The sequence below is a fragment of the Azotobacter armeniacus genome (assembly GCF_054779355.1).
The window spans coordinates 14,241-35,272 of record NZ_BAAGYK010000116.1; the positions used below are offsets into that span (position 1 = coordinate 14,241).

The following is a 21,032-nucleotide window of genomic DNA, read 5'->3' on the forward strand; positions in this document are numbered from 1 at the left end:
CTCACCCGTGGGCAGCGGCCGTACGGGCTTCCAGATCGCGCAGGGCGACCAGCTCGGTCTCGGTCGGCGCCTCGGTCACCGCCACCCGGTCGGCGAAGCGGATCTGCCAGCCGGTGTTCTCGATCACCTGCTCGCGGGTCACGCCCGGGTGCAGGGCGGTGATGATCGCCACGGGACCGGCACCGAGCAGGCCGAGCTGCTTGCGGTGGTCGCCGCCCTCGCCGTGGCCAACCGAGGTGATGAAGGCCAGCTTGTCGACGAAGGTGCGGTGCGACTGCTTGCGGATGATCAGCACCTTCTTCGCGCTGCCTGCGATCTCCGGCGCGCCGCCGGCGCCGGGCAGGCGCACCTTCGGCTGGTGGTAGTCGCCGATCACCGTGGTGTTGATGTTGCCGTACTTGTCGACCTGGGCCGCGCCGAGGAAGCCGACGTCGATGCGCCCGCCCTGCAGCCAGTAGCGGAAGACCTCGCCGGTCGGGACCACGGTGTCGGCGGTTTCGGCCAGCTCGCCGTCGCCGATGGACAACGGCAGCACGGAAGGCTTGGCGCCGATCGGGCCGGATTCGTAGATCAGCACCACTTCCGGAGCGTGGGTCAGCCGGGCCAGGTTGGCAGCCTTGGACGGCAGGCCGATGCCGACGAAGCAGACGCTGCCGTTGCCCAGGCGGGCGGCGGGCGGCGGGCGGCGGGCGGCGGGTTCGGACAGAGCGCTAGCGGCGCATAGTTGGAGGTGATCACCAGCCCCACCCCCACCCGCGCCTGCAGCAGTGCCTCGAGCAGACGCCCGAGGAGGATGGCGTCGCCGATGTCATGCACGTGAAGTTCGTCGAAGCAGAGCAGGCGCACCTCGCCAGCCAGTTCCCCGGCGACCCGCGCCAGGGGATCGGGTTGCCCCGTGTGGGCCAGCAGACGCACCTGCAGCTCCTGCAAAAAGGCGTGGAAGTGCACGCGGCGCTTGGCTGTCAGCGGCGCGGCCTGGAAGAAGCAGTCCATGACGAAGCTCTTGCCACACCCCACCCCACAGGTAAAGGCCGGTGACGGGCCGGCGCAGCCAGCTGCGCCGGCCACCCAGCAGCTCTTCCAGCCACTCGGCCAGTTGGTCGAGCGCAAACGACTGCGCGGCGTCGGCTTGAAAGCCCGACGCCGCCAGTCGCTCTACAAAGTGCCGGCGCACCGCTTGCGCGGGCGCCGGCCGGTGCATGACCTCAGAAGTCAAAGAACACCGTTTCCCCTTCGCCCTGGATGCGGATGTCGAAGCGGTAGGAGGTCTTGCCGTCCACTTCGCAACGTCTGGCGATCAGGGTCTTGCGACGCTCCGGCTGCTCGATCAGGTTCAGCACCGGATCGGCGGCGTTGGCCTCGACTTCGTCGTCGAAGTAGAGGCGGGTCTGCAGCTGGATGTTGATGCCGCGGGCGAACAGCGACACGCTGATGTGCGGCGCCATCGGCTTGCCGGCGGCGTTCTTCACCACGCCCGGCTTGATGGTCTTCACGGTCCATTCGCCGGCATCAAAGATAGTCGCGGTGCGGGCGAAGCCGTTGAAGGACCTCTCCAGATCGTAAGCAGTGTCGTAGACGCCTTCATGGTTGGCCTGCCAGAGCTCCAAGTAGGAGTCGCGGACTAGGTGACCGTTACCGTCGATGACCTTGCAGATCAGGATGATGTGCTCGTCTGCGGCGTCATCCTTGGCCATCTCGTTCCAGATTTCCTGTTCGCGGGTCGGGTTGCCGGCAGCGGCGCCGGCCAGGCCGATGTGCACATAGGGACCGGCGGTTTGCGAGGGGGTTTCCGGCAGCAGTTCGTATTTCATGGCCGGCTCCTTCTCACTGATTCTCGAAACGGGTCTGACGCCGGCCACGCAGCACGATGTTGAAACGGTACGCCAGGCAGTCCATGGGCACGTTGCTGCTCAGGTCCAGGCGGCCAGTCAGGGTTTCGACGGCAGCCGGGTTGGCGATGGCGCGGACGATCGGGCACTTCGGAATCAGCGGGTCACCCTCGAAGTACATCTGGGTGATCAGCTTGGTGGAGATCGACGGGCCGCTGATGGACACGTGGATGTGCGACGGGCGCCATTCGTTCGGGCCATTGCGCCAAGGATAGGGACCTGGCTTGATAGTACGGAAATAGTAGTAGCCGTCCGCGTCGGTCAGGGTGCGACCGACACCACCGAAGTTCGGGTCCAGCGGCGCCAGGTAGCTGTCGTTCTTGTGACGGTAGCGGCCACCGGCGTTGGCCTGCCACATTTCCACCAGGGTGTGTGGACCCGGATTGCCGTACGGGTCAAGCACCCGGCCGCACATGATGACGCGCTCGCCGACCGGCAGGCCGCCGTGGTTGAAGTTGAGCAGCAGGTCGTTGTCGTACTTGCCCATCTTCAGATGGGTGAAGTCCGGACCGGTGGTTTCCGACAGGGATTGTGGAGTCGCCAGACCGCAAGGCGGCTATGCGAGGCAAAGTGTCACACCGCCACGTCCCGATGAAAATTGAAAAGAACGCCCGCAAACATAACCAAATGGTTATGTATCAATTCCCCCCACTCAGCTCCTTGGCTACCTGCCGCAGCTCGTCGCAAAACCACTGCGCGGCCAGCGGCAGCGGCAGCGCCGAGTTCCAGCAGAAGCCGATCGAGCCGCCGGCTTCGCGCGCGCCCAACGCCAGCTCGACCAGTTCGCCGGCCTGCAGGTCCAGGCGCACCGCATCCAGCGGCGCCAGCCAGAGCGCGTCGCTGGACAGCACATAGCGGCGGCTCAGCGCCGGCGAGAGGGTTTCCAGGCGCTGTGCCGGCAGGGGAATGCCGCACTGGACGAAGAAGCTATCGGCATACTGGCGGATGGTGGTCCCGGCCAGCGGCAGGATCAGCGGGTAGTCGCCCAGCGGCGCCAAGTCGGACAGATCGGCATCAAGCAGCGGGTGCCCGGGCCGGACCACTAGCGCCATGGACTCGCTGTACAGGTGCTCGAAGGTCAGCCCGCGGATTTCCGGGCTGTCGGTCATCCGTCCCACCACCAGGTCCAGTTCGCCGCCCCGTAGCTGCGAAAGCAGGTAGGCGCTGAGGCCAGTGGCGACGCTGACCACCAGCGCCGGGTGGTTGCGGTGCAGGCGCAGCACCACTTCCGGCACCACCTGGCTCTCCACCGTCGAGAGCACCCCGACGCGCACCACCCCGCCGGCCTGGCTGTCGCCGCGCAGGGTGTTGACGCCGTCGCGCAGGGCCTGCACGCAGGGCCCGGCATAGCGCAGGAAGGTGATCCCCGCCGGGGTCAGCGAAACCCCGGACTTGCTGCGCTCGAACAGTCGGGCGTCGAGGATCTCCTCCAGCTCCTTGAGAGTCTTGGACATCGCCGGCTGGGACACGGCCAGGGCGTCCGCCGCCTTGGCGAAGCTGCGCTGGCGGGCCACTTCGAGGAAGCTGACCAGATGGCGGAATTTGATGCGGCTGTCGACAAGCATGAGCTGCCCCCGATGGTCGGCCCGGCAGAGAGTGTCTCCGCGGCGGAGGCTTGGCGCGGGATTTTCCGACAATCCCGCCAGCCCCGCCAAGGCGCTTCGCCGACGCCCGGTTTGCCGGCTGCCCGCTTGCGCCTCGCCCCGCTCAGCGGCGCTTGCCGCCCAGCAGCGAGCCCAGCAGGCCGCTCATCAGCTCCCGGCCGAGCTGGTTGGCGGCCGACGGACGGCGCTCTTCATAGTCCGATCGAGCAAACTGCCGAGCAGTTCGTAGGCCGAGTTCCGGTCGACCGGCTGGTCATAGCGTCCGCGCAGCGGCGATTGGCGGATCAACTCGATGCGCTCGGCCTCGCTCAGCGGACCGATGCGCGACTGCGGCGGGGCGATGGCCACGCGCTGCACCATGGCCGGCGCGCCCTTCTCCTCCAGAGTGGCGACCAAGGCTTCACCGATGCCCAGGCCGGCCAGCGCCTCCAGGATTTCGAAGGCCGGGTTGGAGCGAAACCCCTCGGCGACCGCACGCAGGGCCTTCTGCTCGCGCACAGTGTAAGCACGCAGGCCGTGCTGCGAGGATGCCGTCCGGCAGGTCGCCCGGCAACTGGGTGACGAAATACACGCCCACGCCCTTCGAGCGGATCAGCCGCACCACCTGTTCGAGGCGCTCTTGCAGGGCCTTCGGCGCGGCGAAGAGCAGGTGGGCCTCGTCGAAGAACAGCCCCAGCAGCAGCCACTCGGCATCGCCGCGCTCGGGCAGCTGCTCGAACAGCTCGGCCAGCAGCCAGAGCAGGAAGGTCGCGTAGACCTTGGATGACTCGTGCACCAGGCGGCTGGCGTCGAGCAGATGGACGACGCCACGGCCGCCCGCCTCCGGCTGCAGCGGATCGTCCAGTTGCAGGGCCGGCTCGCCGAACAACGCCTCGACGCTCTGCTGCTCGAGGGTCGCCAGACGACGCAGCAGCGCCTGGGCCGAGGGTGGGGTAAACAGTGCACGGTCCTCGCCGAGGCGCTGTGGATCGTCCCGCAGGTAATCGAGCAACGCCTTGAAATCCTTCAGGTCGAGCAGCAGCAAACCTTCGCGGGCGCCAGGCGAAAGAACTGGGAAACCGGCCCCGGAAGGGTCGGCACCGAAGATGAAGACAGTGGCATCGGGCATGGCTCTTGCCTGGAATGAACGCCCGTGGGCGAAAAGCTCTTCGAGGCGGTCTCGCATGAGCTGGAAACCGCTGCCCGAACGGAGACTCCGGCCCCGCCTGAGTCAGAACAGCCTCAGGCGAACACCACCGTGCGGTTGTCGTGCACCAGCACCCGGTCCTCGAGGTGATAGCGTAGTCCACGGGACAGCACCATCTTCTCCACGTCCTTGCCCAGCCGCACCATGTCCTCGACGCTGTCCCGGTGAGTGATGCGCACCACGTCCTGCTCGATGATCGGGCCGGCGTCCAGCTCCTCGGTGACGTAGTGGCAGGTCGCGCCGATCAGCTTCACCCCCCGCAGCGAGGCCTGGTGATAGGGCCGGGCACCGACGAAGGACGGCAGGAAGCTGTGGTGAATGTTGATGACCTGCATGGCGAACTCGCGGCACAGTTGCGGCGGCAGGATTTGCATGTAGCGAGCCAGCACCACGGTGTCAGCGGCATGCTCCCGGACCAGTCGGGACACCTCGGCGAAGGCCGGCTCCTTGTTCTGCGGGTCGACCGGAACATGGTAATAAGGAATGCCATGCCACTCGACCATGCTGCGCAGCTCGTCATGGTTGGCTATCACGCAGGGAATCTCGCAATCCAGCTCGCCACTGTGCCAGCGGTGCAGCAGGTCGGCCAGGCAGTGCGATTCGCGGCTGGCCATCAGCACCACGCGCTTGAGCCGGCTCGAATCGGCGACTCGCCACTTCATGGAAAACTCGCGGGCGATCGGGGCGAAGGCGTGGCGGAACTCCTCTAGGTCGAACGGCAGGGAATCCGCGCGGATTTCATGGCGCATGAAGAACCAGCCGCTCTGGGTATCCGAATGGTGGCTCGCCTCGGTGATCCAGCCGTTGTAGGTGGCCAGGAAGTTACTGACCTTGGCGACGATGCCGACCCGGTCGGGGCAGGCGATCACCAGCCGAAATGTATGCATGATGGGGGCAACTCCAGAACTCGCGAAAACACCATTTTAGCCACAGCGCTGGAAAACTTCAGTAACCCCCAGGCAGCATGGGAAAATCGGCCGGACAAGCTCCCGCAATACTCCGGGCCACAGCCGAATAGCACTGCGCCGTCGGATAAATGATGAATATCGCAATGCTGCCCCAGATTGAGCCGGCACATCAAACAAGACGCGACGGAACTGTTGCCCAAACACCTTTAATAGCCCGACGGCTACGGACTCGAGTTTTTCAGCATTCACCTCGACGACCACGCCGGCGACTCTATTGCCTGCCCTCATGGCCAGACTCGCGCCACCGCCGACTTCGCCCAAGTATTAGCGATCTATAAAATTTCGCTCCGGCTATTTCTGCCACGACTTTCTGCAGGCTGCGACAAAGGCTGCAATTAAAGTTGAACAAAGTTTTCTAGGTTATTTACTTGCCAACAATGCCTGACTATCATTGTCCCAGAACTCGTCTAGTCACCCCGCCGGGGGTTCAAGGTAAGTAAAATGTCCCTGATCAACGAATACCGCGCCACCGAAGAGGCCATCAAGGAGCTTCAGGAGCGCCTGAAGAATCTTTCCCAAGACGACAAGCTGCAGAAGGAACTGGAATTCGAAGGCAAACTGCGCAAGCTAATGGGGGAATATCAAAAGTCCCTGCGTGACGTCAATGCCCTACTCGATCCGGATGCCAAGACCGCGCGTGGTGGGCGCAGCGCCAAGCCCGCCCCTGCGCCCACCAAGCGCGCACGCAAGGTCAAGCAGTACAAGAATCCCTATACCGGTGAAACCATAGAAACCAAAGGGGGCAATCATAAAACCCTGAAGGAATGGAAAGCCCAGTATGGCGCCGATGTCGTCGAGGGCTGGGCCACTCTGCTCGACTGAGCAGGAAATTGCCGGATAGCAAAAGAAACGCCGGTTCTGCCGGCGTTCCTTTATCAGTCCTGATTTAGCCCAATACCTCACACGGCATAGCGCTCACGCAACTGCCGTGCATATTCACGCCAGGCCGCGAGTATTGCCAGCTGTTCGCCGCCCGCCTGCGCGAGCATTTGTTCCAGCTGCGTATTGAAGTCCTCCAGCGTATTGGGTGCTCCCCAGGCAGCGTCGTTCAGACGCCGCTGGCAGAATTCCCTCCAACACTCGCGTTCGACCACCGTCAAAGTTTCCGGGAAATTGCGTGCCCGATAGCGGAACAGCAACTCGGAGAGGCGTGCGTCGTCGAATTCCCAGTTTTTCCTGCCCAGACTTTGGGGCTCGGCACGGCGCACCTGTTCGCAAAGACGCCGGTCCCGCTCACCGAAGAATCCGCCATACAACTGCTGCTCCGGGTCCTCACTGACGGGAAATTCATCGCCGACATAAATTTGAGGCAGTTTTTCCTGCCAGAGGCTTTTTGCCGCACACAACAAGTCCGCGCGATTTCGGCATTCGGCCATGTCCAGTTGCAGACGCCCGATATCCTCTTTCCGCAATACCGACAAGGGCGCCAATACCGGACAACGATTAATATGCACGAGTTTCAGGGGTACCGGCAATTCATCGGCCGCCAGCTCTTCGCGACGGGTATACAGGCGCCGGCGCAGAACTTTCGCATCTAGCTCGAGCAGCGGCGCCGGGTCGACCTGTAGGTCGCAGACGATCAGGGCATTACGGTTGGACGGATGCCAGGCCAGTGGCAGGACCACCGCCAAGTAGCTGCGCTCGGCGGCGAAACGCCCGGAGACATGCAGCAGGGGATGCAACAGCTTGATCTGCTCCAGCACCCGCTGCTTGCTGCGCAGCTGGTAGAGATAGCCATACAGCCTGGGCTGGCGCTCGCGCAGCAGCCTAGCCAGGGCGATTGTCGCGCGCACGTCGGCCAGGGCATCGTGGGCCTGGCCGTGATCAATGCCGTTGGCCGCAGTCAGCCGCTCCAGCCGGAGGGTGACCCGGCCCTCTTCCTGCGGCCAGTGGATGCCCTCGGGGCGTAGGGCGTAGGCGGTGCGCAGCAGGTCGATCAGATCCCAGCGGCTGTTGCCGCCCTGCCACTCGCGCGCGTAGGGATCGAAGAAGTTGCGGTAGAACGAGTAACGGCTGATCTCGTCGTCGAAGCGCAGACTGTTGTAGCCTGCCGTACAGGTGCCGGGGCGAGCCAGCTCGGCGTGCAAGCGGGTCACGAACTCGGCCTCGCATAGCCCGCGCTCGGCCAGCAGGTCCGGCGTGATGCCGGTGACCAGGCAGGCCGCCGGATGCGGCAGGATGTCGTCAGCTGGTCGGCAGTAGAGATTAAGCGGCGTGTCGATCTCGTTGAGGTCTTGGTCGGTGCGGATCCCCGCCACCTGCAGGGGACGGTCACAGCGCGGATTGATGCCGGTGGTTTCGTAGTCATACCAGAATATGCTGGAGGTCACTGAGGGGATTCCCATCGATGGAGTGGCGCAAGTCTAACATTCGCCCTGGACCGGGCCGGCGCGGTTGCCTGGCAGCCGGAGGCTGGCTAGCATCGGGCTTTCCCGAGCACGGTCAACCGATGTCTGCGCCCCTCGCCCAGCCCTGTGTCGGCGCAGCCCGGCAGGCGCCCCTGGATACCCGCTACCCGGTGGAGACACCGGAAGGTATCGACCTCATGCTGCATCCGGCCGGCCTGGTGCCACGCGCCCTCGCCTTCGCCGTCGATCTGGTGATCCGCGGTCTGCTCCTGCTGCTGACCTTCTTCGGCCTCGGCCAGTTCGGCGAGTTAGGCATGGGCCTGGCCAGCCTGCTCTTCTTCCTCATCACCTGGTGGTATATGGTGCTCTTCGAGGTGCTCAACCAGGGCCGCTCGCCCGGCAAGCAGCTGCTCGGCCTGCAGGTGCTGCTCGACGACGGCACCCCGGTCGGCTGGGCCGCCTCGCTGACCCGCAACCTGCTGCGCTTCGTCGATCTGCTGCCGTTCGGCTACACCCTGGGCATCCTCAGCTGTCTCACCCATCCGGCATTCAAGCGCCTGGGCGACTTGGCCGCCGGCACCCTGGTGGTCTACCGGGAACGACCGCAGCCGCGCCCATCCCTGCCCGAGGTCTCTGCGCAGCCGGCGCCCTTCGCCCTGCAGGCGGACGAGCAGCGCGCCCTGCTCGCCTTCGCCGAACGCCAGGCCAGGCTGTCCGCCGGGCGCCGCCGCGAACTGGCGGGAATTCTCGCCGGGTCGCTGCGGGTGCCAGAGGAGCAGGCCGAGGCCCGGCTCCTCGGCATCGCCCGCGAACTCATGGGCCCGCTATGAAGCAGAGCCCATTCGAACGGCGTCACCAGGCCGACTGGCGGGACTTCGCCTGCCAGCTCGAAGCCCTCGAGCACGGCAGACCCGGGCCGGACAGCCTTCACTTCCCCGCCGCCTACCGGCGTCTCTGCCGTCAGTTGGCGCTGGCCGAGGAGCGCGGCTACGGCAGCCGGCTGGTCGAACAACTGCAGCAGCTAGCGCTGCGCGGCCACCGCCAGTTCTACCGCCACCGCAGTCGCCTAGGTGCGCAATGCATCGGCTTCCTGCTCGGCGGCTTCCCGCGCCTGGTGCGCGAGGAATGGCGCCTGGTGCTGGCCGCCAGCCTGCTGTTCTACGGCAGCCTGTTCGTCATGGGCCTGCTCGTCTACCTGTTTCCAGAGCTGGTCTACAGCCTGCTCGCCCCCGATCAGGTGGCGCAGCTGGAGGCCATGTACGATCCCGACGCCAGCCGCCTCGGCCGCTTCGGCGAACGCAGCTCCGCCACCGACTGGATGATGTTCGGCTACTACGTCATGAACAACTTCGGCATTGCCTTCCAGACCTTCGCCAGCGGCCTGCTGTTCGGCCTCGGCAGTCTGTTCTTCCTGCTCATCAACGGCCTGTCCATCGGTGCGGTGGCCGGCCATCTGACCGGCATTGGTTACACCGACACCTTCTGGGCGTTCGTGATCGGCCACGGCGCCTTCGAGCTGACCGCCATTACCTTCGCCGGCGCCGCCGGTCTCAAGCTCGGCTGGGCCCTGTTTGCCCCCGGCCGTCTGCCGCGCAGCGAGGCCTTGCGCCAGGCCGCGGCACGCAGCGTGCGGCTGGTCGCTGGAGTACTGCTACTCCTGCTGATCGCTGCCTTCGTCGAGGCCTACTGGTCGTCCATGACCTTCACCGGGGCGCCGCTCAAGTACGCGGTCGGCATCCTGCTCTGGCTGCTGGTGGCGGCCTACTTCCTGCTGGCAGGACGCGCACGCCATGCGCCCGACTGACAGCGTCGCGGTCCTCCGACCACGCAGCCCCTGGGAAGCCATGGACCTTGGCGTACTGCTGGCACGGCGCCATGCCGGCCTGCTGATGCTCGCCTGGGCGCTGCCCGGACTGCCGCTGCTGGCCCTGCTCAGCCTGCTGCTCTGGGAGAGCCCCGGCTGGGCCCTGCTGATCTTCTGGTGGCTGAAGCCTCTCGGCGAGCGCCTGCCGCTGTTCATCCTCTCCCGCGCCCTGTTCGGCGAGACGCCGCGCTTGGGCGAAACCCTGCGCGCCCTGCCCAGCCTGTTCCGCGCGGAACTGCTGGCCAGCCTGACCCGGCGCCGCTTCAGCCTGACACGCAGCTTCGATTTGCCGGTACTGCTGCTCGAGGGGCTCACCAGCAAGGAACTGCAGCAGCGCCGCGCAGTTCTCGCGGCAGGAAGCGGCAAGCGCGGCGCCGGCTGGCTGACCCTGGTCGGCCTGCACTTGGAGCTGGCACTCTGGCTCGGCCTGCTGGCCTTCCTTTATCTGCTGCTGCCGGCGCAGGCGAGCGTCGACCTCGACTGGCAGCACCTGCTGGACAGCACGCCGCCGGACTGGCTTTGGCTGGAGCATCTGACCAACGGGCTCTATGCCCTGGTGCTGATGGTCTGGGAGCCGCTGTATGTCGCCTGCGGCTTCAGCCTCTACCTGAATCGCCGTGTGCACCTCGAGGCCTGGGACCTCGAAGTGGCCTTCCACCGCCTGCGCCGGCGCCTGAACGGCGCGGCCGGCGTCCTGCTGCTCGCCGCCGGCCTCGTACTCACGCAGCTTCCCGGCACGGCCTTCGCCCAGCCGCCAGCCCAGGCGCCGAACCGCCAGGTGGCCCGCGCGGACATCCGGGCCCTGCTCGGGCAACCGCCCTTCAGCCAGCGCAAGGAGACCACCCGCTGGCGGTTCGGCGAGCCGCCGCAGGCACCGGACGCCGACGCCCAGCCGTTCGCTCCCCTTGGCCTCGCCCGCTGGCTGGCCGGGGCTCTGGAAATCCTCCTCTGGACGGCTGCCAGCGCCGGTGCGGTGCTGCTGGCCTGGCGCTACCGCGACTGGCTGGCGGCCTTCGCCGGACGCAACGTGCCGTCCGCCCGGTGTCCCCCGCCGCCACCGGTCGCACATTCTGCATCCCGGCCCGAGCCGCCTGCGCTGCCTTCGGACATCGCCGAGGAGGCCGAGCGGCTGTGGGCCGGCGATCCCGGACAGGCGCTCGCCCTGCTCTACCGCGGCCTGCTCGAACGCCTGCGCGAGGATTACCGCCTGCCGCTGAGCGAGGCCGATACCGAGGGCGAGATATTGCGTCGGATCCGCCGGCTGAACCAGCGCGAGCTGCAGAACCTTGCCGAAACCCTGACCCGGCACTGGCAGAATCTCGCCTATGGCCGGCGTCCGCCGCCGGCCGGACTGAAGGACGAACTGCTCGCCGCCTGGCGGCGCCAGTTCGGCGCCGGGCGAGCGGCATGAGCGAACGACGCCACCTCGTCGGAGCAAGCGTCGGGCTGGCCCTGGCGCTGCTGGGGGCCTGGCTGCTCGGCCAGTTGCATCCCTACCGGGAAATCGTTGAGCGCGGCCCGACGCCGCAAGCTCGCGCCAATCCCTACCTGGCCGCCGAACTCTTCCTGCGCCACCAGGGCCTCGAGGTGCGTCGCGCTGGCGGACTGGAAGCCCTTGCGGCCCGCCCCGGGCACGCCCAAACCCTGCTGCTGCTCGGCGGACGCGGGCACATGAGCCCGCGCCAGGCCGAGCGGGTGCTCGAGTGGACAGCGGCCGGCGGGCGCCTGGTATTCGTCGCCGAGCGGCTATGGGACGAGAAGGCCGGTCGTAGCGGCGACCTGCTACTGGACGGGCTGGGCATCCAGCAGTATCTCAGCACGGATCTGGCCATCGGCGAGCCATGGGACATGGTTCGACGCCGGTCGGAACTGGCCCGCTTCTACCTGCTGAATGAAAAGACGCCGGCCTATCTGGCTTTCGACAATGCCTTTCACCTATACGACAGCCGCAACCGCGCCTATGCCTGGGCCAACAGCGGCGAGGCCACCCATCTGCTGCAGGTGCATCACGGGCGGGGCAGCGCCACGGTGCTGACCGACGCCTGGATCTGGGAGACTCCGGGAATCGGCGCCCATGACCACGCCTGGCTGCTCTGGTACCTGAGCCGGGACAGCCAAGTCACCCTGGTCTACCGGGTCGCCAGCGACGGCCTGGCGACCCTGCTGCTGCGCCATTTCCCCGCGGCCCTGCTGGCGCTGGCCCTGCTGGTCGGTGGCTTGTTGTGGCACGCCGGCCTGCGCCAGGGCCCGCCGCTGCCGGCCGCCCGCCCGGCGCGCCGGCAGTTGGAGGAGCACCTGCGCGCCGGTGCCGATTTCCTGCTCCGCCGCTGCGGCCAGGCCAGCCTGCTGCAAGGACTGCAGCAGGACATTCGGCGCCGCGCCGGACACCGCGCCCCGCGCTTCGCCGAACTGCCCGAAGACGGGCAGTGGCAGCTACTCGCCCGGCTCGGGCAGATGCCGGCGGAGCACATCGGCCAGCTCATGCGGCCGCCAGGCAAGGCGCTGTCCGCCGCCGACTTCACCCGCCAGGTCGCCGACCTGCAACGACTCAGGAACGCCCTATGAACGATGCCAGCTCTCCCCCGACGCTCTCCCGCCAGCAGGCCGGCCAGCTGCTCCAGGCCCTGCGCGAGGAGATCCGCAAGGCGGTGATCGGCCAGCAGGCGGCCATCGACGACCTGCTGACCGCGCTGATCGCCAACGGCCACGTCCTCGTCGAAGGCGTTCCGGGACTGGGCAAGACCCTGCTGGTACGGGCCCTGGCACGCTGCTTCGGCGGCGACTTCGGGCGCATACAGTTCACCCCCGACCTGATGCCCAGCGACGTCACCGGGCATGCCGTATATGACCTGCACAGCGAACAGTTCAGGCTGCGCAAGGGGCCGGTGTTCACCCATCTGCTGCTCGCCGACGAGATCAACCGTGCCCCGGCCAAGACCCAGGCGGCCCTGCTGGAGGTCATGCAGGAACGCCAGGTAACCTTGGAAGGCCGCGCCCTGCCGGTGCCGCAGCCGTTTCTGGTGCTGGCCACACAGAACCCGATCGAGCAGGAAGGCACCTACCCGCTGCCGGAGGCCGAACTGGACCGCTTCATGCTCAAGCTGCGCATGGACTACCCGGAGGCCGCGGACGAGTTGGCCCTGGTCCGCCAGGTTGCCCACTCGACCCGCGCCGACATGCTCGAGGTCGCCTCGCTGCGTCCCCTGCTGCAAGCCGCCGACGTGCTGGCGCTGCAGCAACTGGCCAGCGAGCTACCGCTCGACGAGCAGGTGCTCGACTACGCCGTGCGCCTGGTGCGCCATACCCGCGAGTGGTCCGGCCTGACCCTGGGCGCCGGGCCGCGCGCATCGATCGACCTGGTGCGCTGCAGCCGGGCCCGCGCCCTGCTGCGCGGCGGCGACTTCGTGCTCCCCGACGACATCAAGGGCTGCGCCCTAGCCGTGCTGCGCCACCGCGTATGCCTGGCGCCGGAGCTGGACATCGAGGGTCTGTCGGTGGACCAGGTGCTGCAGCAGTTGCTCGACCAGGTCGCGGTGCCGCGGCCATGAAGCCGTCGCGCCGGCTCCTCGCCCTGCTCGCTGCACTGTTCCTCGCCGCCCTGCCGCTCGGTGCCCAGTCGGCCCTGCACGGCCAGGGGTCGCCGACCCTCGAGGCGCTCTGGTGGGGGCTTCTGCTCGCCCTGCTGCTGCTCGCTGGCCTCGATGCCGTCTGGCTGCACTGGCGCCCCTCGCCCCGCCTGAGACGCCGGCTGCCAGGCCATCTGCCACAGGGCCGCTGGAGCGAGGTGCATCTGAGCCTGGAGCACGACTACCGTCTGGCACTATCCGTGGAAATCTTCGACCACCTGCCGGCCGGCATGGCCGGCGAACCTCTGCCGCTGCGCCTGAAACTGCTGCCTGGCGTGCATACCGAGTGCAGCTACCGGATCCGCCCCCTCGAGCGCGGGCATTTCCGCTTCCTGCGCTGTGAGATCGCCTTGCCCAGCCTGCTCGGGCTGTGGCAGGGACGCCGCCATCTGGAACTGCCTGGCGAGACCCGCGTCTACCCGGACTTCACCCGCCTCTACCGGGCCCAGCTGATGGCGGTGGACACCTGGCTCGGCCGCCTCGGCGTGCGCCAGCTACCGCGCCGCGGCCTCGGCCAGGACTTCCACCAGCTGCGCGAGTTCCGCGACGGCGACACCCTGCGGCAGCTCGACTGGAAAGCGACAGCGCGCAAGCACACACCCATCGTTCGCGAATACCACGACGAGCGCGACCAGCAGATCCTCTTCCTGCTCGACTGCGGCCGGCATATGCGCAGCCGGGACGGTGAGCTCGCCCACTTCGACCACGCCCTCGACGCCTGCCTGTTGCTCACCTACGTGGCGTTGCGCCAGGGCGACGCGGTGGGGCTGGCGACCCTCGCCGGCGAGCAGGACCGCTACCTGGCCCCGGCCAAGGGCGGCGCCCAGTTGAACATCCTGCTCAACACCGTCCACGATTTGCAGACCACCCGCCGCCCGGCGGATTTCGCCGCCGCGACGGACCTGCTGCTGCGCCGCCAACGCCGCCGCGCCCTGGTGGTGATCCTGAGCAACCTGCGCGACGAGGACGACGGCGAGCTGCCGACGGCAGTCCGCCGCCTGGCCCGCCGCCATCGGGTGCTGGTCGCCAGCTTGCGTGAGGAAGTGCTCGACCGGCTGTGCCGCATGCCGGTGGAAAATCATGCGGACGCCGTGGCCTATTGCGGCACGGTCGACTATCTGAACACCCGCGCAGCTCTGCACGAGCGCCTGGCGGCGGCGGGCATCCCGCTGCTCGACGTGCGCCCCGCCGAATTGGGCCCCGAGCTGGTGGGCCGCTATCTGGCCTGGAAGCGGGCCGGAGTGCTGTAGGCGCTGGCCGGCTCAGGCCGACGCGGCGCTGGGACGGAAGGTGAAGTACTGGCGCAGGACCTCGACCAGCTCGAGGTATTCGGCGGGCGGATCGGCCAGCTCGAAGCCCGAGTCGAAGTTGCCAGGCGTCACGTCCTCCCGGGTCCAGCGGCAGATGGCGGAAAAGTCGATGTGGTACGGCGGGCCTTCGCGTCCCGGGATCTTCAGGCGCATGTCGAACTCGGCGAGCACCAGCATCGGCCATGGACTGATCAGCATGAGACCTTCCCGGGAAATGTTGCCGATGTAACCCATGGGCTTGTCGGTGATCCGATTGAACACCTTGAGGTAGTAAGGAAGCTGGTGACGCTCGATGCGGCGCTGGATAGGCATAATGAATGACAAATCGCTAGTCCGGGACTTGAGTATGACCGCAAGGTCGGTTAGGAACCAGTGTTCCATTATCAGACCAGCCGTTTGGCTTTTATGCTCCCGTCGCTACGGGATATCGCGCTTGGGTTAGTCTGTTACGCATCGGACATCCAGGTCGCCGCCCGGATGCACTGCGAAATGCCAAGAGCCAAGGAGACAATGATGAACCTGCGCCAGTTGCTCGTCGTGATCGACCCCACCCGGGAGGCTCAGCCGGCGTTGGAGCGGGCCGCCTGGCTGGCTCGCAATACCGGCGCAGCCCTGGAACTGCTGGTCTGTGAATTCGAGCCGGCCCTGGATGGCAGCCTGCTGTTCGACAGCCGGCAGACCGAGCAGGCGCGCACCGCGCTGCTCGCCCACCGCCAGACGCGACTCGAAGAGCTGGCCGCGCCGCTGCGCGCCGAGGGCTTGCAGGTGCAGGTCGAGGTACGCTGGGGCAAGCCGCTGCACAGGACGATCCTGGCCAGGGTCGAGGAGCTGAAACCGGATCTGGTCTTCAGGGCCGCCACCCACAGCCACGGCCTGCTCAAGCGCCTGCTGCTGAGCAACACCTGCTGGCAACTGCTGCGCCACTGTCCGGCACCGCTCTGGCTGGTGCATCACGGCCAGTGGCGGGGCCGGCGCCTGTGCGCAGCCCTCGATCCGCTGCATAGTGCCGACAAGCCGGCTCATCTCGATCATCGCCTGATCGACAGTGCTCGCGAGCTGGCCGAGCGCCTGCAGCTGGACGCCCATTACCTGCACTGCTACGCGCCACTGCCGCGCAGCCTGGTCTTCGATGCCGAGCTGGTCGCCACCTACGACGCCTATGTCGAGCGCGGTAGCCGGCAGCACCGCCTGGCCTTCGAGCAGTTGCTCGCGCCCTACGCGATTCCCGCCAGTCACCGCCACCTGGAGCAGGGCTATCCGGAGGAGCTGATCCCCCGCTTCGTGCGCGACCGGCAGATCGATCTGCTGCTGATGGGCGCCGTCGCCCGCGGCCATCTGGACAATGCGCTGATCGGCAATACTGCCGAGCGGGTGCTGGAGGCGGTGGCGTGCGACCTCCTAGTGCTCAAGCCGCAGCCCGAGGAAAGTAGTGCGGCATGACAATGACTACAGCCCCCTGGCGTAGTAGCCTCGGCGACAGCGTCCCATAAGGAGTTCCGCATGACGTTTCGCCGCACCAAAATCGTCGCCACCCTCGGTCCTGCCAGCAGTTCGCCCGAACGGCTCGAGCAACTGATCCTCGCCGGGCTCGATGTCGCCCGCCTGAACTTCTCCCACGGCACCGCGGACGAACACCGCGCCCGTGCCCATCTGGTCCGCGAGTTGGCCGCCAAGCATGGCCGCTTCGTCGCCCTGCTCGGCGACCTGCAGGGGCCGAAGATCCGCATCGCCAAGTTCGCCAACAAGCGCATCGAACTGAAGGAAGGCGACAGCTTCCGCTTCTCCGTCACCCATCCGCGCGATGCGGGCACCCAGGAGGTGGTCGGCATCGACTACCCGGATCTGGTGAAGGACTGCAACACCGGCGACGAGCTATTGCTCGACGACGGCCGAGTGGTCATGCAGGTCCGCGAGAAAACTGCCGACGAACTACACTGCACGGTGCTGATCGGTGGCCCGCTGTCCGACCACAAGGGCATCAACCGCCGTGGCGGCGGTCTCACCGCGCCGGCCCTGACCGCCAAGGACAAGGTCGACATCAAGCTGGCCACGGAACTGGACCTGGATTACCTGGCAGTGTCCTTCCCCCGCGACGCCGCCGACATGGAGCTAGCCCGGCGCCTGCGCGACGAGGCCGGCGGCAAGGCCTGGCTGGTGGCCAAGATCGAGCGCGCCGAGGCGGTGGCCGACGACGCGGCCCTCGACGGCCTGATCCGTGCCAGCGATGCGGTGATGGTGGCGCGCGGCGATCTCGGCGTGGAAATCGGCGACGCCGAACTGGTCGGTATCCAGAAAAAGATCATTCTCCACGCGCGCCGCTACAACAAGGCGGTGATCACCGCGACACAGATGATGGAGTCGATGATCCACAGCCCGATGCCGACCCGTGCGGAAGTCTCGGACGTGGCCAACGCGGTGCTCGACAATACCGATGCGGTGATGCTCTCGGCGGAAAGCGCCGCCGGCGAATACCCGGTGGAGGCAGTACAGGCCATGGCACGTATCTGCCTGGGCGCCGAACGGCACCTGACCAGCACTCGCTCCAGCCATCGCCTCGGCCATACCTTCGAACGCTGCGACGAAAGCATCGCCCTGGCCGCCATATATACCGCCAACCACTTCCCCGGCGTGAAGGCGATCATCAGCCTCACCGAGAGCGGCTATACCCCGCTGATCATGTCCCGCATCCGTTCCTCGGTGCCGGTCTTCGCTTTCTCGCCGCACCGCGAAACCCAGGCGCGGGTAGCGCTGTTCCGCGGCGTCTACACGGTGCCCTTCGACCCTGCGAGCGTGCCGCCGGAAAAGCTCAGCCAGGCGGCGGTGGACGAATTGCTCAAGCGTGGAGTGGTCGAGCCGGGCGACTGGGTGATCCTCACCAAGGGCGACAGATACAACACTACCGGCGGCACCAACGGCATGAAGATCCTGCACGTGGGCGAGCCGCTGGTCTGAGCCGAATGGCCGCTCCTGCGGGCGGCCATTGCATTTCATGAGGATGGCGAGCGGCGACCGGTGGTATCGGCGTCGATGGACTCCCAGCTCGCCTCGCAACGGTTCCGGCCGTTGTGCTTGGCCCAGTAGAGGGCCTGGTCGGCACGCTGCAGGGCGAGGTCCAGGTTGTCGCCATGCTGCAGGCGGGTCATGCCGACCGACAGGCTGAGACCGCCTAGCGGCAGCCCCAGGGGTTCGGCGGCAGCAAAGGCCTCGCGCAGCCGTTCGCAGCAGACCGAGATCTGGTCCAGGTTGGCATTGGGCAGCAGCAGCACGAACTCCTCGCCGCCGTAGCGGGCCAGCACGTCGCCCTCGCGCAGACAGGCCTGTGCCAGCGTCGCGAAGGTCTGCAGGACCCGATCCCCGACAGCATGTCCATAGCGGTCGTTAATCTGCTTGAAATGGTCGAGGTCGATCAGGGCCAGGCCGTACTGGGCCTGCGCCGGCAGGCGGATCAGCTCGCGCTCGGCCAGGCGCAGGAAATGCCGCCGGTTGCAGAGCCCGGTCAGCTCGTCGGTGGAGGCCTGATCCTCGAGCTGGCGCATCATCCCGCGCCGGGTGTTCTGGTGCGCCACCAGAGCATGGCGCCGCTGGCGCATCGCATTGATGTAGCGGCCAAACAGGCAGAGCCAGAAGAGTACGGCGAACAGGGTCGCCAGTTGCAGGAGAGGCGGCTCGGGGGAGGCCGGCTGCAAGCGGTAGGTATCCCACAACTCGAGACTGACGAGACCGACAAAGGCGAGGGCCGCACAGCGGATGAAGGCGCGCGGGCGCAGCTGGAAGAGGCCGAACAGCAGGATCGGTACATAGAATGCCAGCAAGGTGCCGCGGGCTTCGTCGTCCAGGCAGCCGAGCAGGCTGGTCTGCCAGAACAGGGCAACCAGCACCTGCGCCTCGGTCATCCCGGGATCCCGGAAGCGCAGGTTGCGCCCACTGCGCAGCAGCAGGAAGAAGACCAACTGGCTCAGAACGAACGGAACGGCGCCGAGCAGCAGCATGGCGAACGGAACCTGGCCATGACCGGTCGCGAATGCCAGCGTTAGCAGCAGCAACGCCAGGGCGTAGGTTCCCAAAGCCATGGCAAAGCGGTTCAGCAACAGACGTTGCAAGGCTTTCGGCTCCAGCCGCGCAGTCGAAGTGCTCATGGGGTCCATCCCGTGGCAACACCAGTGGAGCACTCTACCGGCCGCCGAACCGTCTGCCTAGCCGTACTACGCCTTTGGCCCAAGCGATTGCTCCCGGTCATCCGAGGCACGTTATACTGCGGCGATTTTCCGCACCGGACATGGGTTCGGCGCATCGAAGTTCCTGCCCAATTAAAGGAGCGCAGCATGACCGTGATCAAGCAAGACGACCTGATTCAAAGCGTCGCCGATGCCCTGCAGTTCATCTCCTACTACCATCCCGTCGACTTCATCCAGGCCATGCACGAGGCCTACCTGCGCGAAGAGTCGCCGGCTGCCCGCGATTCCATTGCCCAGATCCTGATCAACTCTCGCATGTGCGCCACCGGCCATCGCCCGATCTGCCAGGACACCGGCATCGTCACCGTGTTCGTCAGGGTCGGGATGGATGTCCGCTGGGACGGCGCCACCCTGAGTGTAGACGACATGATCAACGAGGGCGTGCGCCGCGCCTACAACCTGCCGGAAAACGTCCTGCGCGCCTCGATCCTGGCCGACCCGGCCGGTAGCCGTAAGAACACCAAGGACAACACTCCGGCGGTTATCCACTACTCCATCGTCCCCGGCGACAAGGTGGAAGTGGATGTTGCGGCCAAGGGCGGCGGCTCCGAGAACAAGTCGAAGATGACCATGCTTAACCCCTCCGACTCGATCGTCGACTGGGTGCTCAAGACCGTGCCGGAAATGGGCGCCGGCTGGTGCCCGCCGGGCATGCTCGGCATTGGCATCGGCGGTACCGCCGAGAAGGCTGCGCTGCTGGCCAAGGAGTCGCTGATGGACGAGATCGACATCCATGAGCTGAAGGCTCGTGGCCCGCAGAACCGTATTGAGGAGCTGCGCCTCGAGCTGTTCGACAAGGTCAACCGGCTGGGCATCGGCGCCCAGGGCTTAGGCGGCCTGACCACCGTGCTCGATGTGAAGATCAAGGACTACCCGACCCACGCCGCGTCCCTGCCGGTGTGCATGATCCCCAACTGCGCAGCCACCCGTCACGCCCACTTCGTGCTCGATGGCTCCGGCCCGGCCAGTCTGGAAGCCCCGCCGCTGGACGCCTACCCGGAAATTGTCTGGGAAGCCGGCCCAAGCGCCCGCCGCGTCAACCTGGACACCGTCACTCCGGAGGAAGTGCTGAGCTGGAGGCCGGGCGAGACCCTGCTGCTCAACGGCAAGATGCTCACCGGTCGCGATGCCGCGCACAAGCGCATGGTCGACATGCTGAACAAGGGCGAGCAGCTGCCGGTGGACCTCAAGGGCCGCTTCATCTACTACGTCGGCCCGGTCGATCCGGTGCGCGACGAGGTGGTCGGCCCGGCCGGCCCGACCACCGCGACCCGCATGGACAAGTTCACCCGCCAGATCCTCGAAAGCACCGGCCTCTTGGGCATGATCGGCAAGTCCGAGCGCGGCCCGATTGCCATCGATGCGATCAAGGACAACAAGGCCGTGTACTTGATGGCCGTCGGCGGTGCCGCCTACCTGGTCGCCCAGGCGATCAAGGGCTCGAAGACCCTGGCCTTCCCGGAATTGGGCATGGAGGCCATCTACGAGTTCGAGGTCAAGGACATGCCGGTCACCGTGGCCGTCGACAGCCAGGGCGAATCGGTGCACATCACCGGTCCGGCGCTGTGGAAGCAGAAGATCGCCGAAACCCTGGTGGAGCTGAAGTAAGTCCGTGCTCCAAGCCCGCCGGCTCACGGCGGGCGCTCCGCTGAGCGTCCACTGCGCTGGAGGCTATCAATGAGTGGAAGCCTCCGGCCTGCTCGCTTCCCTCGGCCGGCTGGCACGACGGGAAGGATGCTCAGGTGGACTGGCTCGATCTGACCCAATGGCCGGCAATGGTTGTCACCGTGGTGGCAGCCTGGCTGATCGGTTCGCTGAACCTGCGCAGGCGCACCATCGGTTTCTGGTGCTTTCTGCTCAGCAACGCGCTATGGATCCTCTGGGGCTGGCATGCCCATGCCTGGGCCCTGATCGTTCTGCAACTGTGTCTGGCGCTGATGAACGTCCGCGGTCTGCGCAAGAACGACCCGCACAAGGCCGACAGCTCCCCCTGACGGGGCAG

General features: G+C 66.7%; 18 protein-coding genes and 3 pseudogenes. 11 read left to right on the plus strand and 10 right to left on the minus strand.

The window, feature by feature from the left end:
- Position 1: 1 nt before the first annotated feature.
- The 7 genes and pseudogenes from ACYVD0_RS15305 to purU all read right to left on the minus strand — a co-directional run bounded on the left by ACYVD0_RS15305 (position 2) and on the right by purU (position 5,566).
- The gene (locus tag ACYVD0_RS15305; RefSeq protein WP_460427731.1) at positions 2-706 is read right to left on the minus strand and encodes a CoA-transferase subunit beta; all 705 of its coding nucleotides are present in this window, start codon (positions 704-706) and stop codon (positions 2-4) included.
- Positions 694-1,201, minus strand: a pseudogene (zapE, locus tag ACYVD0_RS15310) (cell division protein ZapE); the annotation flags it as partial. The gene ACYVD0_RS15305 and the pseudogene zapE, both read right to left, overlap by 13 nt.
- A 4-nt stretch (positions 1,202-1,205) precedes the next feature.
- The gene (gene pcaG / locus ACYVD0_RS15315; RefSeq protein WP_460427603.1) at positions 1,206-1,811 is read right to left on the minus strand and encodes a protocatechuate 3,4-dioxygenase subunit alpha; all 606 of its coding nucleotides are present in this window, start codon (positions 1,809-1,811) and stop codon (positions 1,206-1,208) included.
- Between the two features lie 13 nt (positions 1,812-1,824).
- Positions 1,825-2,433 (minus strand): annotated as a pseudogene (gene pcaH, locus ACYVD0_RS15320) (protocatechuate 3,4-dioxygenase subunit beta); the annotation flags it as partial.
- A gap of 94 nt (positions 2,434-2,527) precedes the next feature.
- Positions 2,528-3,454 (minus strand): type 2 periplasmic-binding domain-containing protein, encoded by a 927-nt coding sequence (gene pcaQ / locus ACYVD0_RS15325; protein WP_460427604.1) that lies wholly within the window; start codon positions 3,452-3,454, stop codon positions 2,528-2,530.
- Positions 3,455-3,712: 258 nt separating this feature from the next.
- Positions 3,713-4,526 (minus strand): annotated as a pseudogene (locus tag ACYVD0_RS15330) (helicase HerA-like domain-containing protein); the annotation flags it as partial.
- A gap of 188 nt (positions 4,527-4,714) precedes the next feature.
- Entirely contained in the window at positions 4,715-5,566 is an 852-nt protein-coding gene (purU, locus tag ACYVD0_RS15335) for a formyltetrahydrofolate deformylase (RefSeq protein ID WP_460427605.1), read from the minus strand.
- A 522-nt stretch (positions 5,567-6,088) separates the two neighbouring features.
- Here purU and mvaT point away from each other — a divergent pair.
- Positions 6,089-6,469, plus strand: coding sequence for a DNA binding protein (gene mvaT, locus ACYVD0_RS15340; protein WP_460427606.1), 381 nt, complete (start codon positions 6,089-6,091; stop codon positions 6,467-6,469).
- A gap of 77 nt (positions 6,470-6,546) precedes the next feature.
- On the opposite strand, the gene sbcB is transcribed toward mvaT, so the two are convergent.
- Complete coding sequence (sbcB, locus tag ACYVD0_RS15345) at positions 6,547-7,977, minus strand: exodeoxyribonuclease I (protein ID WP_460427607.1); 1,431 nt, start codon at positions 7,975-7,977, stop codon at positions 6,547-6,549.
- Between the two features lie 119 nt (positions 7,978-8,096).
- Between sbcB and ACYVD0_RS15350 the strand changes: the two genes are divergently transcribed.
- From ACYVD0_RS15350 to ACYVD0_RS15375, 6 genes are read left to right on the plus strand one after another with little or no spacing between them, the layout of a single operon-like run.
- Positions 8,097-8,825 (plus strand): RDD family protein, encoded by a 729-nt coding sequence (locus ACYVD0_RS15350; protein ID WP_460427608.1) that lies wholly within the window; start codon positions 8,097-8,099, stop codon positions 8,823-8,825.
- Entirely contained in the window at positions 8,822-9,799 is a 978-nt protein-coding gene (locus tag ACYVD0_RS15355) for a stage II sporulation protein M (protein WP_460427609.1), read from the plus strand. Before ACYVD0_RS15350 ends, ACYVD0_RS15355 begins: the two co-directional genes overlap by 4 nt.
- A complete protein-coding gene (locus ACYVD0_RS15360; RefSeq protein WP_460427610.1) occupies positions 9,786-11,270 on the plus strand; it encodes a DUF4129 domain-containing protein in 1,485 nt (494 codons plus the stop codon). Before ACYVD0_RS15355 ends, ACYVD0_RS15360 begins: the two co-directional genes overlap by 14 nt.
- Positions 11,267-12,424 carry a DUF4350 domain-containing protein gene (locus tag ACYVD0_RS15365; protein WP_460427611.1) on the plus strand — a complete coding sequence of 386 codons (1,158 nt, stop codon included), beginning with the start codon at positions 11,267-11,269 and terminating at the stop codon, positions 12,422-12,424. The genes ACYVD0_RS15360 and ACYVD0_RS15365 overlap by 4 nt, the downstream gene beginning before the upstream one ends.
- The gene (locus ACYVD0_RS15370) at positions 12,421-13,407 is read left to right on the plus strand and encodes an AAA family ATPase (protein ID WP_460427612.1); all 987 of its coding nucleotides are present in this window, start codon (positions 12,421-12,423) and stop codon (positions 13,405-13,407) included. The genes ACYVD0_RS15365 and ACYVD0_RS15370 overlap by 4 nt, the downstream gene beginning before the upstream one ends.
- Positions 13,404-14,735, plus strand: coding sequence for a DUF58 domain-containing protein (locus tag ACYVD0_RS15375; RefSeq protein WP_460427613.1), 1,332 nt, complete (start codon positions 13,404-13,406; stop codon positions 14,733-14,735). The genes ACYVD0_RS15370 and ACYVD0_RS15375 overlap by 4 nt, the downstream gene beginning before the upstream one ends.
- 12 nt (positions 14,736-14,747) lie before the next feature.
- On the opposite strand, the gene ACYVD0_RS15380 is transcribed toward ACYVD0_RS15375, so the two are convergent.
- Complete coding sequence (locus ACYVD0_RS15380; RefSeq protein WP_460427614.1) at positions 14,748-15,107, minus strand: PilZ domain-containing protein; 360 nt, start codon at positions 15,105-15,107, stop codon at positions 14,748-14,750.
- 201 nt (positions 15,108-15,308) lie between these two features.
- Between ACYVD0_RS15380 and ACYVD0_RS15385 the strand changes: the two genes are divergently transcribed.
- Together ACYVD0_RS15385 and pyk are read left to right on the plus strand one after the other, a co-directional pair.
- Positions 15,309-16,235, plus strand: coding sequence for a universal stress protein (locus ACYVD0_RS15385; protein ID WP_460427615.1), 927 nt, complete (start codon positions 15,309-15,311; stop codon positions 16,233-16,235).
- A 60-nt stretch (positions 16,236-16,295) separates the two neighbouring features.
- The gene (pyk, locus tag ACYVD0_RS15390) at positions 16,296-17,747 is read left to right on the plus strand and encodes a pyruvate kinase (protein WP_460427616.1); all 1,452 of its coding nucleotides are present in this window, start codon (positions 16,296-16,298) and stop codon (positions 17,745-17,747) included.
- Between the two features lie 35 nt (positions 17,748-17,782).
- Here pyk and ACYVD0_RS15395 read toward each other — a convergent pair whose 3' ends face one another.
- Positions 17,783-18,931, minus strand: coding sequence for a GGDEF domain-containing protein (locus ACYVD0_RS15395; RefSeq protein WP_460427617.1), 1,149 nt, complete (start codon positions 18,929-18,931; stop codon positions 17,783-17,785).
- A 186-nt stretch (positions 18,932-19,117) separates the two neighbouring features.
- On the opposite strand from ACYVD0_RS15395, the gene ACYVD0_RS15400 reads away from it, so the two are divergent.
- On the plus strand, positions 19,118-20,638 hold the full coding sequence (locus tag ACYVD0_RS15400; RefSeq protein WP_460427618.1) for a fumarate hydratase: 1,521 nt from the start codon (positions 19,118-19,120) through the stop codon (positions 20,636-20,638).
- 134 nt (positions 20,639-20,772) lie between these two features.
- Entirely contained in the window at positions 20,773-21,024 is a 252-nt protein-coding gene (locus ACYVD0_RS15405; RefSeq protein ID WP_460427619.1) for a hypothetical protein, read from the plus strand.
- Positions 21,025-21,032 lie beyond the last annotated feature (8 nt).

What these genes read in the sequence shown, in the direction of transcription:
- pcaG (WP_460427603.1), bottom strand. Translation starts at nt 1,811, where the DNA reads ATGAAATACGAACTGCTGCCGGAAACCCCCTCGCAAACCGCCGGTCCC.
- pcaQ (WP_460427604.1), bottom strand. Translation starts at nt 3,454, where the DNA reads ATGCTTGTCGACAGCCGCATCAAATTCCGCCATCTGGTCAGCTTCCTC.
- purU (WP_460427605.1), bottom strand. Translation starts at nt 5,566, where the DNA reads ATGCATACATTTCGGCTGGTGATCGCCTGCCCCGACCGGGTCGGCATC.
- mvaT (WP_460427606.1), top strand. Translation starts at nt 6,089, where the DNA reads ATGTCCCTGATCAACGAATACCGCGCCACCGAAGAGGCCATCAAGGAG.
- ACYVD0_RS15350 (WP_460427608.1), top strand. Translation starts at nt 8,097, where the DNA reads ATGTCTGCGCCCCTCGCCCAGCCCTGTGTCGGCGCAGCCCGGCAGGCG.
- ACYVD0_RS15355 (WP_460427609.1), top strand. Translation starts at nt 8,822, where the DNA reads ATGAAGCAGAGCCCATTCGAACGGCGTCACCAGGCCGACTGGCGGGAC.
- ACYVD0_RS15360 (WP_460427610.1), top strand. Translation starts at nt 9,786, where the DNA reads ATGCGCCCGACTGACAGCGTCGCGGTCCTCCGACCACGCAGCCCCTGG.
- ACYVD0_RS15365 (WP_460427611.1), top strand. Translation starts at nt 11,267, where the DNA reads ATGAGCGAACGACGCCACCTCGTCGGAGCAAGCGTCGGGCTGGCCCTG.
- ACYVD0_RS15370 (WP_460427612.1), top strand. Translation starts at nt 12,421, where the DNA reads ATGAACGATGCCAGCTCTCCCCCGACGCTCTCCCGCCAGCAGGCCGGC.
- ACYVD0_RS15375 (WP_460427613.1), top strand. Translation starts at nt 13,404, where the DNA reads ATGAAGCCGTCGCGCCGGCTCCTCGCCCTGCTCGCTGCACTGTTCCTC.
- ACYVD0_RS15380 (WP_460427614.1), bottom strand. Translation starts at nt 15,107, where the DNA reads ATGCCTATCCAGCGCCGCATCGAGCGTCACCAGCTTCCTTACTACCTC.
- ACYVD0_RS15385 (WP_460427615.1), top strand. Translation starts at nt 15,309, where the DNA reads ATGAACCTGCGCCAGTTGCTCGTCGTGATCGACCCCACCCGGGAGGCT.
- pyk (WP_460427616.1), top strand. Translation starts at nt 16,296, where the DNA reads ATGACGTTTCGCCGCACCAAAATCGTCGCCACCCTCGGTCCTGCCAGC.
- ACYVD0_RS15395 (WP_460427617.1), bottom strand. Translation starts at nt 18,931, where the DNA reads ATGAGCACTTCGACTGCGCGGCTGGAGCCGAAAGCCTTGCAACGTCTG.
- ACYVD0_RS15400 (WP_460427618.1), top strand. Translation starts at nt 19,118, where the DNA reads ATGACCGTGATCAAGCAAGACGACCTGATTCAAAGCGTCGCCGATGCC.